Raw genomic sequence first — 12,345 nt, forward strand, 5'->3', positions numbered from 1 at the left:
ACCCGTACTGATGATTCCCTAATCTTTCACAATAACTCTACGAACAGGTGAAGTTTGCTCAAAAATTAATTCTAGTATAAAAACTCCATGCCTAAGACCAGAAATATCGATAGTATTAGCATTTGATGCAAACGCCATTACTACTTGACCTGCCATATCATAAATAATAATTTCATCAACCTTAGATTCTTGAGGTGTTTTAAAGGTCAAGAATCTTTTTGTAGGATTTGGAAATATAACCAATTCATCTTCGAACTCTTGATTATTGACTGATAAAGTATCACAATTAGATTCTATTTCTGTCAGATTATTACAACCCTCGCTGTTATCATGTACATCTAATGAATCACTAGATAAGGACATAAACTCGCAAATAAATTGATTAGAACACATTGAAAGAGCTGGATTATTAAAAATTTTTACTGAACCACTTATTGAGTTTGGGTCAATATTATTGATGCCGGAAATATCTGCTAAATTATCATTATAACCGATGCGAATATCTGTGGGACCAGATGTTAATTGCTCCAGACCATTCAAACTTGTTAAGCTATTATTTACATATATTCCTAAGAGTGCTCCAATACTTGTTAATGAAGAAAGCCCCTCTAAACTGATAAGATTATCGATTCTGTTTAAGGCTAAATAATCTCCAATAGTAGTTAAGGATTGAAGGGCATCTATATCCGTTAAACGAGGATTCCACCACAAATATAAAGCCCCATCAATGGTATGAACAGATTCCAGTCCGTCTAAACTCATAAGATTGTCATTTCCTACAATTGCTAATTGAGCGCCAAATGATGTTAATTGACTTAATCCTTCCAAACTGCTTATTGAATCTGTTATGCTATAATCCCCTATGATAACAGGTCCCTCAATTCTCGTACAATATGGATAGTCTTGGGAAAATTGGTCAATCTGATACTGATTTTGAAAATGAATCCCATCTGGTAAGCATGATTGTGAATAAACGGATACGTGAATGAGGATAAATATTAACAAAGCGCTTTTTCTCATGTTTTTATTTTTTTTAAAGTTTTATTTGAAGGAAGCATCACTAAACAGGATTTAAATAGGAATTTTAAGTAAGACCCTACAATTTTATAAGTTTAAAAACATTTAATCATTCACAAAAATTCTTTTCATGAAATTCTGTTTATAACAATAATTTACACCAAATAAGAAAAATCCTATAACAAACAATACAAAAGGAATAAAGATTTTGAAATTAGGGCATTCTTCTATGTCTCTATATGCCAAAATTGAACTAATTGACACCATAACCCATAAAATTGGTAAGATTTTAATAAGAGCAATCCTCCCTTTAGGCTTTCTAGTTACCAACAAGACAATTACGTATATAATATAGTTGTTAAACATAAATTCAACAGTATCAAATAGTTTAATTAGGTTTTGAAATAAATATTCTTTACTAATTTGTATTTCTTGAAAAATAGTAGAATATTCTTCAAATAGCCAAATTAAATCTTTATATATATCAGTAGAATACAATTGAAATAGATATAATGTAAAAACAAAATTCAGAATCAAAGGGAATTTGACTAAATTTTCTGACTTCAGATCCTTGAAAAAAAATGGACCGAAAAATATTATAAAGATTATTATCGCATATAAATTCATTTTTTTCTATATTTTATTAAACAAAGGCGATAAATCAAATTTGCATTTTTAATATGGATTAAAATAGCAAATATAATAAATATTTATCTTTGTTATAACCTATTTAATTGTGGTTTGTCAGGCTTTGGAACATCAGGCTTTGGAACATCAGGCTTTGGAACATCAGGCTTTGGAACATCAGGCTTTGGAACATCAGGCTTTGGAACATCAGGCTTTGGAACATCAGGCTTTGGAACATCAGGCTTTGGGGCATCAGACTTTGGGGCATCAGACTTTAACTTCTTCTTTACATCAATTCTACTATCACCAATTAAACCTTGATCAAATAAACTAAATAGTAAAATTAAGCTTTCTGTTGTAGTTAAGCCAGTCGGCATAGAAACTTCTCCCTCAGGTTTGATAGAATTCAGAAAAGTTAAAAATGCAGATACTACTCTTGGATTTTTGGTTGAAAGAAACCTTAATACTTCTGGAGTTAATGCTACAAGCAGTCTTGTTTCACCGTATACTTCTGGTGCTGATCTAACAAAAAACCCAACTGTTGATGAAGCAATTGGAGTCATAGCCGTTGCACCTAAAATTATACCGAGTCCTTCAGCTTCTTGAGATCCTTTTAGATATTCTGCATCCTTAGCTAGTTTGGGATTATCTCTATGCATAGCAGCAGCTATTATACTAGAAACAGCCTGAAGACCCCACAAATCAATATTTGAAATTGGAGAGTTCTCAGCATAATTAAATGGTGACACATAAGCAAATTTATCTGCAACAGGATCAAGGCTTGGGAATCGAGCTAACTGTGGGTCATAAAACCGAAAACCATATTCATACCAGTCCAATCCAAAATCATCTTGTAATTCTTTTCCGTTGTAAAGATACTTATTTTCTGGAGTACTTATAATATCATTATAAGTCAATGCCTCTCCCATACTCATACCAAAGGGATAATAGCTTTGGTCTTGTAATACTTCGCCTTCTTCGTTAAACATAACTCGGGTATTACCTAGATGATCTTGCAGGGCGTATTCGTAATTATAACCTCCGCTTTCATTGGGTACTAAACGGCCTTCTCTGGTTTGGATAAATTGTAGGGTAGTATTTTCGTAGACATAAGCTCCCACATAATCTGTTATTATGCTTTCTTTGCTACCATCGTGTGTGTGCTTTCTTAATTTGGTTCCATTTGCCGTATAGATATAGCCTATGCTTTTGCTTTCTGCTTTATCATTGTTAAATTGAATACTTATTGGCAAATTCAAATGGTTGTAAGCAATGTTTTCTATCCCTTTATTATCATCGCTTTCCATATTACCATTATCATCATAAAGATACTCAACAGCATTAAACACCCCATTATCTTTAAATCCATAGTTTTCAAAATAATCTCCAAATTGATCATTAACAGATAATAGCTGGTTACCATTATAATCGTAATCAAGAAGATCTATTTCTTGGGCTACACCTCCAATATCCATATACCTACCTAATGTTTCAATATTTCCATTAGCATCGTAAGTATAGGTGGTATTATAAAGGCCATTATTTTGATAAACCGAAGCTTCGATTCTATTTAAACCATCATAAACAAAATCATAGGTTTTGATATCATCAAATGTTTCACTTGCCCAGCTAATAGCACCAATATTTCCATTGAATTGTTGATTACTTGCAGTATTATAATCCAATTGCATGGCAAATAAATCATCACCTAAACTATTGGGATTATTGATCCCTATCATCCAGCCTCTGATATTATAATCATAATCAATTTGCTGAATTGCATTTTCACTTTGCATATTAGCATGTAAGCTTTTATAGCTTAATTGCCCAAGTTCGTTGTATTTATTGACTGTTGCTACAGGATAGGAATTATTTACGGAATGTAAAGAACTTGTCAATAATTTGTTTTGATTATAATAAAATAATTGCCTAATTTTAGTTTCTTGGTCATTTAATATATGCTTATCAATTGACTCAATAATATCTCCAGTATAATTTACCTTATAGGAGACAATATCTACTCCTCCTAAATGATTATCGCTTATTTTTTGTATGGCCTGCTCATAAATATTGTAATAAGTTACACTTAACAATAAATCATCAATTACTGTTTCTGAATCGTTTAAAAGCACTTTAGTTGATGAGACAGTAGGCAGACCTATTACCTCAGTATTTGCTTCACCACTTGTCAAATGCAAAAAGTCTAATTCATCATCAGCAAATTTATAAATATTATCGGTATAAAGAATATCCAAAACTTGATAGCTATCATAATAATTAACTGTATGTATCTCATCTTGTGAGGATAAAATGGGATAAGTGGTATTTGAATAGGCAGTATTATTAAATCCGGTATTAGTTTCAAAATCTTCATAGCTTGCTGAGCTCATGGCTGTCGTTCTGATGTCATTAACAGTAGTACTTGGAATTGTACAAACACCATTTATTATGGGTCTATTAAAAACATCATACTTTGTGAAAGACCATTTATCGTAGGGTCTTTGATTGCCATCTTGCGATAGAATTAATTGGTCTCTTTTATTATAAACCAAATAAACCGGACTTGCTCCCGGAAGTTTCTTTAATATCATTCTATTCCTATGATCATATTCATAATAATAACATAGGGCATTTATTTCATCTTCTGTTGGGACAGATGAACCATTACATTTTAATGCTGCTAATGTTGGAACTATATATCTTAGTAATCCCAAGTCATCAAATACATAATAAGTCTTGGTATTCTCTTCTCCACATTTCACAATGACCCTATTTTCAAAGTCCTTATAATCAACATTCTCATTACCATCTTCATCTATTGTAATAGTTTTAAATAGAGTATTTGTAGAAAAAACTTCTCCAGAATTGACCAGATTACCGACTTCCACCTTGAGTATTGGGAAGGTTTCGGCAGAACTAGAGTTGGACAGGTATTTATATTCAATAAAATGACCACTTGTCTCACTTAACTGCCATGCTGCTCCTGGAGATCCTTGTTTTACAACTCTATCAAGAGGAGAACCATCAAACTCTTTATCTGCAAATGCTGAAAAGCCATCACCTGTAGAAAAATAGTTATGGTAATACTCACTGTTTTCTTCTACTGCATTAGATCTGAAACCACCAGGTCCATTTTCTCCATCTTGAGCAATAGCATAGGAGAGGTATTCTTTTTTTACTCTTCCAAATTCGTCATAAATAGTAGGTTGTATAATATCATTATCATAAGAGGAGGCCTTTACATTAACAGTTTGAATGGGCCTTCCAATGCCATCAAAATAATTAATGGTTTCTTTCCACTCATGATAATCTATTTGGTCATGTACGGGTGGAATCTGAGTTGAATTATCTTTTAAAGGATGGTAAACCCTAACATAATTCATATTAAATTCTCCATCAGTTTCAGAAACACCTCCATTTAAAGGTAAATCTGGGTCAATGTATCCAACAAAATTATTATGATTAGCTGTATTAAAACCAGGACTTAAAGTTAAAGAAACTCTTGCTACTTCTTCATCACTATTATATGTTGATATTGCTCTATAATTCCAATCATCACCAAAGCTTTGGGCATATGTTAATAAATTGAAAACAATAATTATAATACTTATAGATATTTTTTTCATTTTTTTCTGGTATTTAATTTCCCTCAAAATAATGATATTCAATGTATTCAATAATATTATCATTAAAATCTTTGATAATATTCAACCTTTCTAAATCATCGTAGGTATAGGTTGTGGTTTTTTCATTTGGAGAGGTTTCTGATGCCATTCCTTTTAATGGTTCGTAAGTATAGGTCCATATTTGAGTACCCTCCAAATTGGGATGATTCCTTAAATTATGGAATATGGCTTCCAATTCGCTACTGGATTTCTGTTGTAAGACCTCATAATCAACTCCAATGGCATTTTTAACATCTTGAATATATTCAGCATTAACAATTTTAGCAATTGGATACTGGTAATTATAGCCCCATAAATAAACGATATGCACATCATCAGATTTGGATACTTCAAGTATATTTCCTTTGAAATCATGCTCATGATAATCAACCCTAAGCTCTAAAGGACCAGAAGACCCATTGGCTTCGCTATAGCCTTTTACTGGAAAAATTGGAAAACTATAGGTGCTTAATTTTCTGATATAATCAAGTCTTTTAAGTTGAATACGTTGACCATTCACCTTTTGTTCTTGTTCAACTATTGGTCTGATTTTATTTCTAAGTCTCATATCATCAAATGGAGATATTCCATAAAAATCATAGGGATATTTATAAAAGCTTTCGACCACATCATTATTTGAATTTATTGTTTTGGAGTAGCTTAACTGATGATGATCATCATAGTCATATTCAACTGTTTTGGTTATACTATTAATATCATCAAAATGATGGATTTCAGTTTTTGCAGTTAATAAAGATTTAGCTCGTTGCTTATTTGGATAAGCCCCTATTTGCCATTTATTATAAGTCTCATAAAAACAGCGACACGCATCCACGAAACTAAATCTTTTTTCAATTAGTGAATATCTGGCTCCATAGAAACAAGTATTAATAACTCCAGGCTGATATAAATTGACTGTTTCAGAAATAGGATTTTCTAAATCATTTTGAAAATATTTTTCTCCTAATAATAATCCATTCTCTAGGCTTGGTCTTTCAGGCGGTAAAATAACTGAGTTTGTTGAAAAAAAACCTATGCCAGATCCAAGGGAAGACTGATCCGGCTCATTTGAGAAAGTAGTCACAGTATAACCTGTACTGTTTTCATCATTTTGAGTTGAAATATTTTTTTCAATAACATCAGTGTACCCGACATATCTGCCACTCGCTGAAGTTGATATTCCTGTCAAACTAGCAGAGTAAATATTGTATTTATATGCATGTACACGTCTTTCCTCACAAACCTCAACGCAAGGAATAATGGGGTCATCATAAACAAGCTCTAACATTTCGTCATGAAAAGGAGTAGTATGCTTATTTGCATATACAAGTGGAGACATTAATTTTCCTCTTTCATATATAAATTCATTTTTTCCGATCAGGTTGTCATTTTCATTATAAGATTCTATTTTCTTCACTCGTAGTCCACTTCCAAATGAAAGATTATTATTTTCCCCATAATCAAAATAGGACAAATGTAGATATGCACCACTGGCTATTGACGGAGGCGAATATCCGCAGCCTCCACCCACATTTTCTACCCAAACTAATCCTCTTTTGAATTCGTATTCTAGATCTGGAAAATGCTCAACTGCATTGGGCTCAGGATTATCCATTGTTATATCAATCACCTGATCAATATATGCATCATAATTGTCTCCCCCTGGCTGTGCACCCAATTCATTTAATGTTGGCATCACACCATACCCATTATTTATATACGCATCCAAGAGGCCATTTTCCTCTGTGTCTTTATAGGAATAAATTCTTATATGAGGTGAATTGTCACAATCATTCCAATCACATCCCCACAGGCTTAACTGTGCACTTCCCTCAAAAAAAGTAGTTTCCCCAAAAATTGCTGCTCCATGCTCAATTAAGGATTGTGGCAGGTCTGGACCTATACGTAAATAACCTTGCTCACCGTCATCAATATTGGGTACATAATAGTTATCAAAACTATTTAATTCGTAATCAAATACTGTGTATCCTCCTGTTGGATAAACAATATTTTTAAGAACACTGGATTTTGTATGCTCAACACTTGAACTCTTATTATTGTAACGTATACGCTCATAGAATGAATTTTCATTATAAGGAAAACCAAACCTATAAATATTGGGGAAAAGTGATTCATTAATCAAAACCCCATTATAATATCCCCAATAATCTGTTGCTAAAGATGTCTTTTTAGGAAGAGGATTCTCTTCAAAGTATTCAAACTCATAAGTTGGCTTTCCGACTTCTTGCACAGATAATAGCTTTAATCTTTTGGTCAGTTCATCATTCGTTTTAATGATACTTGTTTCTATTAAATAAGAGTCCAAATTCTCGCCATTAGAATGACCATTAAAATAATCATACTCGAAATTAAAAGTCTTAACCGGCACATAATTATTTTTACTTTTCCTCAATTCAATACTATTTAGCTTTAGAGCTGAGATAATGTCTAACCTATCATCAGTAGAATTAAATTTAATATAACCTCCATCAAATTCAATTGAAGTTAAATAAGAATATTCTTGTTTGGATGCAGTAATAGTCTTTAATATGTCAAACTGATTGATTCCCAAAACTTGGAAATCGCTTGAGTTTAAAAAAGGCTCATAAAAGTACATGTGCTTCGAAATATTTGGATACCCATCAACCTCATCTGTATTGGTGTATTCATAATCGATAACATCTCCTTGATTTGTTATAATTTGAATTAATTGATAGGTTCTGAAGGATTTTTCATTATGGTTTACAAGATCTGTAATATTGCTGCCTATTCCACCACCCATTTCTTCACTCTCTGAATAGTGAGAGATAAATGTCCCTACCTCTTTGATTAGAAAAACAAAGTGATGTCCTTCTGATACAATTATAGTAAAGTCCCCAGGGGTTCCTCCAGCAGAATAGTTTGATTCAATGAGAATATTGGGGTCTGATAAGCAAACAAATTCTTCATTTTCCCAATCCAGGATAAAACTACCAGAATAATCCAAGAAGCTAAATTTAAAAATATCAGGTTCACTGTCCCAAACACCTTCTGGATAAGAAGGATGTAGTAATCCACCGTGGCTTATGTGATTAGTTCCTGCAATCCAAAAAGGTTCGCATCCTGCCAGTGCACCATCAGGTAAATTAGGCTCTATTTCCTGAAAATCCGGTAATGATCTGTGCCTATAGAACCCATAATCATCATATCCTTGAATAACTTGAGTTATAGACCCTCCTGCATTTAAAGTCCATCCTAAACCAGTCCATCCCGCTTCTTCATTAACTTTAAAACCAGTACTATGATATGACAGATAGATTGGTATATCGAGTCCTTTAGCATTGATAGTATAAATGGGAATTGAGATATTGGGGACACCAGTATACTTTCCTACTGGTATTTCACCATACTTCATAAATTCATATGCTTTAGGGTTTGAAGGTAACACATTAGGAAGGGCTGTACCTTCATTCATTTGAGAGTATACTGTACCAATCAAACAAAACATTAACAGTATTAAAACATTTATCTTTCTCATTATAATACTTATTTAACCACCACAACCCTATCCTCCAGAGTCACAGTTCCATTTTTAATCATTAAAATATAGGTGCCAGGAACCAAGTCCTGCACATTTAATTCCATCTCCATATTTATGGAGGATATATCGGGTTTTAATTCCCATAATCGAGTTCCTTCAAGAGTACAGAACTCTAGTTGTAAAGCTTCTCTCAAGTTGAGGTTCTCTAATTTGAGAAAGCATTGCTCTTTAGCTGGATTGGGGTAAATTTGTAGGCTTAGCTCATTGTTTCCTTCGCTTTCTAAATCATCCATTCCCAAAACTGTAATATTAATTTCTCCTTGGCCCTGACAGAAATTGGTATCTAAAACAGCAACCGAATAATGATGATCGCCTAAAACTAAGTTTTGAGTGTTTATCTCCATATAAGAAAGTGTAGATTGGTCATTCCATTGATAAGATTCTAAATGGGGATCAGCTACCAATTGTATCACATCACCTTGGTAAACCACCATATCCTCACCCAAGTCTACTCTTGGGTCATCGTTAAGCTGTATGAATATGCTATCTCTGGATAGGCACTCAAATTCATCTTTAGCTATTAAATAATACATGGCTGTGGTATCGGCCTTCTTAGTAGAATTTCCTGAAATATCATTCCAAATATATTCCACATAATTGGTGTCGGCTTGTATCTCAAATATCTGAGCACATAATGCCGTATCTGAAGGCAATTGTATGGCTTTGCTAAAATCACAATCATACAATCTGGTTAGAAAATAGTCCTCTTGATCTGCTCGGAGGCTGGTATCTTCTAAGGCTTTAAACTTTTCATTGAAATTTCCGGAGAGGTAAATATAGTTTTCGGTGTCGACAATGAGTTGTCGAGCATAATCGGCATTGGTATCTCCCAAGGCTTCCATATATCTAAATTTGCCACCGGCCTCAAATTTGGCCAGAAAGACATCAGAAGAAAAGTCTACCGACTCTATTTCTTGCTCTTCTTTTTCTATGCTTCCTCTAAAACTTCCACTTAGGTAAATGCTATTGTATTGGTTACATGCCACCGACATTAAATAGTCATTGGCCTTGCCACCCAATTGTTCCATCCATAGGAGTTCTCGCTCGGGATTATACTTGGCAATAAACACATCGTAATTCCCACTAGATTGCATGGGGAACTGGGCTTCTGTTTGCAATTGAGCTGAAAAACATCCTGCCCATAAATAATGGCCTTCATGGTCGAAACCAATGCTTTTGCCATAATCCTTATAAACGCCACCCAGCTGTTTGCTATCCACAACTTCCAAATCATTATTCAGCTCCACTAAAAAAGCATCGGTATATCCTTTGGAGTAGAAAGTTTGGCTTCCAATATGAAGGTTTTTCTCAAAACTTCCGGTTAGTAATAAATGACCATCCAGAGTAGTGGTTACTCCTTTTACCTCTTCATCTCCGTTGCCATTTAATATCAAATGGTTTTCCAATTCTCCATCTTTATTAAAGCTCCCAACAAATATTTCGGAGCTATAATTTCCTTTAAAGGTTTCTTTATCAATGACTAAATCTCGTGTATAACTACCCACAAACCAATAACCTTTATCAGCTCTTTGTTGTACAAAAATGGGTAGGCCTTTAAAATAACCTTCAATATGTTTTACCATCTGGAACTTCCCGGCTGTATCAATCACTGCAAAAAAGGCTTGATTTCCTTTTTTTGCTTTCAATTGGTATTCATCGAGCATGATTTCCTCATTAAAGAAACCTGAGATTAATAGTTTACCATCCTCAGTGAGGTCTAAGCTATTGATATGGCAATAATCTTTGCTTTTCACTTGATGAAACCAAGTTTGTTCTCCATCAGAATTATATTTTGCAATAAAGATGTCCTTATTGCCTTCGCTGCTTTTAATGTCTCTTTTGGCAGTAGAAGTGAAATTACCCACCACAAACATATTATTAGCAGCATCCATTTTCATATCGCTCACCAAATCCCAGCTGGCACCATCGCTATTCTTTAGCCACTGTACGGAGACCGATTGAGCCATAAGTCCATGGGAGATAATAGCTAATAATAAGCTTATTAGTATATTTTTTACCTTCATGATATAGGTTTTAATTTAAATCGTGTATTAAGAAATAGAATATTCCTTTAGCTCCCAGAACGATCCCATTAAGAGGAGGGCATTCATAAGCAGCTATCTTAAGGATATTATTTCTGTGCTTCTAATAATTGGTCAATCAGCTTTTGCTGTTTTTCGAGTAGAATTTGTTGTTGCTCTAAAGTTTCCTGCTGAGTATTTATGGTTTTATCTTGATCTATCACATAAAGAGTTAATTCTTCTACCTTACGTAGTAAAATATCATCCATTTCACCTAAAGAATAGCCGTCTTTAGCAAACTCTTCGGCACTCATTACTTCAGGTAAGTGTTTATTTGTTTTTACAAATGTTTCTAATTCATTTAATGGCATTAAGGAATAATCTGATTCGAAAACATAGTCGGAGCTTGGTACTGTTTCTGTTACTTTAATTAGAGTAGCGTTGATAGAGCCTGCAACTACTAATTTATGTGTTCCTACATTAGCAGTTCCAATTCCTACACTACCATAATAGTTTGCAACAGAATTTGTTTCATCCCATATTCCAACACCACTTAATGTTCCAGGGTCAACCCAAGAAGCATTTCCACTTGCATCAGATTGTAAGATTTTACCATCCAGATCACTTCCGCTTGTCATCTGAAAACCTGAGGTTTTTGTGGTTCCATTCACTTCCAAGCTTTTACTTGGATTATCAATTCCAATACCAACATTTCCTGCGGCAGTAATGGCTAATCCTCGTACAACTCCCTTTGAACCATAACTATACTTTGACTTTAACTTTAGAGTTCTTGCAACAGTTGAAGAACCAAAGCTAATAGTAGTCGAACCTAAACCTAAGTCAATATCTCCCAGTATATTTGCTGTACTTTGGACTATCAGTTCCTGATCTATTCTTACATCCCCATCAACATCCAGTTGGGCACTTGGAGAATCTGTTCCAATACCTACACGGTTATTAGCATCTATTGTGATAATATTGGTTTGTGTTCCTGCTGGAGGAGGCTCAACTCCTTTGCCAAATACATTTTTAGAAATTTGGAAAATACTACTTGAGCTTTCTCCATATACTAACTTATTAGTACTACCTATCATTTTTATACCATCCTCAACCTGGATAGTTCCATTGACATGTAATTTCTCTTGAGGACTTGAGATACCAATCCCAACATTACCACTTGATCTATAAATATTCGAACCTGAAGTTACCCAAGGTGAAATCGTTCCTCCGCCACCTGAACCAAAATCCAAATTATTCTGCATATAGTTTTTTAAATCGGAGATTTTTGTGCTTTTCAATTGAGAACCTGATCTTGCAAAGATTAATTTATCCGTTGAAGAAAGCGAAGAAGTATAAGTCTGCACTTCAATTGCTGAGACATTAAGCCAAGTATCACCATCTCCATCGGATCCAACCATACCTGTATGGGCAGGAT

General features: G+C 33.9%; 4 protein-coding genes and 1 pseudogene. All 5 read right to left on the minus strand.

Annotated elements, in window-relative coordinates:
- Nucleotides 1–18: 18 nt before the first annotated feature.
- Nucleotides 19–1,020 carry a T9SS type A sorting domain-containing protein gene (locus tag HNS40_RS04710; protein WP_172278188.1) on the minus strand — a complete coding sequence of 334 codons (1,002 nt, stop codon included), beginning with the start codon at nt 1,018–1,020 and terminating at the stop codon, nt 19–21.
- A gap of 716 nt (nt 1,021–1,736) precedes the next feature.
- Nucleotides 1,737–5,270, minus strand: coding sequence for a DUF6443 domain-containing protein (locus HNS40_RS04715; RefSeq protein ID WP_172278190.1), 3,534 nt, complete (start codon nt 5,268–5,270; stop codon nt 1,737–1,739).
- 13 nt (nt 5,271–5,283) lie between these two features.
- A complete protein-coding gene (locus HNS40_RS04720) occupies nt 5,284–8,826 on the minus strand; it encodes a hypothetical protein (RefSeq protein WP_172278192.1) in 3,543 nt (1,180 codons plus the stop codon).
- A gap of 8 nt (nt 8,827–8,834) precedes the next feature.
- On the minus strand, nt 8,835–10,913 hold the full coding sequence (locus HNS40_RS04725) for a T9SS type A sorting domain-containing protein (RefSeq protein WP_172278193.1): 2,079 nt from the start codon (nt 10,911–10,913) through the stop codon (nt 8,835–8,837).
- 107 nt (nt 10,914–11,020) lie between these two features.
- Nucleotides 11,021–12,345: pseudogene (locus HNS40_RS04730) on the minus strand (hypothetical protein); the annotation flags it as partial.

The organism is Lentimicrobium sp. S6 (genome assembly GCF_013166635.1).
Taxonomy (GTDB): Bacteria; Bacteroidota; Bacteroidia; order Bacteroidales; family UBA12170; genus UBA12170.

What these genes read in the sequence shown, in the direction of transcription:
- HNS40_RS04710 (WP_172278188.1), bottom strand. Translation starts at nt 1,020, where the DNA reads ATGAGAAAAAGCGCTTTGTTAATATTTATCCTCATTCACGTATCCGTT.
- HNS40_RS04715 (WP_172278190.1), bottom strand. Translation starts at nt 5,270, where the DNA reads ATGAAAAAAATATCTATAAGTATTATAATTATTGTTTTCAATTTATTA.
- HNS40_RS04720 (WP_172278192.1), bottom strand. Translation starts at nt 8,826, where the DNA reads ATGAGAAAGATAAATGTTTTAATACTGTTAATGTTTTGTTTGATTGGT.
- HNS40_RS04725 (WP_172278193.1), bottom strand. Translation starts at nt 10,913, where the DNA reads ATGAAGGTAAAAAATATACTAATAAGCTTATTATTAGCTATTATCTCC.